Annotated in this window: 1 protein-coding gene; it reads left to right on the top strand. The window is 42.1% G+C overall.

The genetic code is table 11. The features are described 5' to 3' along the window. Positions 1–159: 159 nt before the first annotated feature. The gene (locus tag AACR75_RS01185) at positions 160–507 is read left to right on the top strand and encodes a DUF3024 domain-containing protein (protein WP_017042813.1); all 348 of its coding nucleotides are present in this window, start codon (positions 160–162) and stop codon (positions 505–507) included. Positions 508–611 lie beyond the last annotated feature (104 nt).

Raw genomic sequence — 611 nt, 5'->3', positions numbered from 1 at the left:
AGTGCAAAATTGAAGTTCAGTGTTTACAGTGGTTTTTTGAGTTCGGCTATGCGTTGTCAACCCCTTAGCCGGGCGTTATGTACTTTCTCGAAAATTAACCTAGCCAACGTATGAAATTAGGTCGTAAACTTAGCTTAATTAAAGGGTTAGGTGATAGATATGGCATTTTCAGAAATTGAGCAACAGCGTTACAGAAAGGCAGTGGAGAAGTACCTTGATTCTTGTCGACCGCCAGAAGAGATCCGCAATCAACTTGATATTGGGTATCGGTTAGAGGGGCAGGTCATCGAAATCTTCGAGATACGTCCTAAGTGGAATGATCCATCCGAAAAAATGGAGTGCCCAGTAGCCAAAGTCAAATATTATAAGTCGCGTGACGCGTGGAAAATTTACTGGATGAAATCCGACCAAAAATGGCATTCGTATGAGCCAATCCCAGAGATTCAACTTCTAGAAGCTTTCTTGGAAATACTAGAAGACGATACTTATGGGTGTTTCTGGGGATAGAACCAACCACGTACATAACAAACGGCTCAAGAGGGATTGTCAACGCGTGGCGGCTTTAGTACAAAATTGAAGTTCGATGTTTACAGTGGTTTTTTTAGTTCGGT

Origin of the sequence: Vibrio sp. ZOR0018 (genome assembly GCF_963865925.1) — a bacterium.
In the GTDB taxonomy this organism is placed as follows: domain Bacteria; phylum Pseudomonadota; class Gammaproteobacteria; order Enterobacterales; family Vibrionaceae; genus Vibrio; species Vibrio anguillarum.
Note: the sequence above shows the minus strand (reverse complement) of the source record. Positions and strands in the feature narration are given on the sequence as shown.

Coding starts and splice junctions, on each gene's coding strand:
- AACR75_RS01185 (WP_017042813.1), top strand. CDS start 160: ATGGCATTTTCAGAAATTGAGCAACAGCGTTACAGAAAGGCAGTGGAG.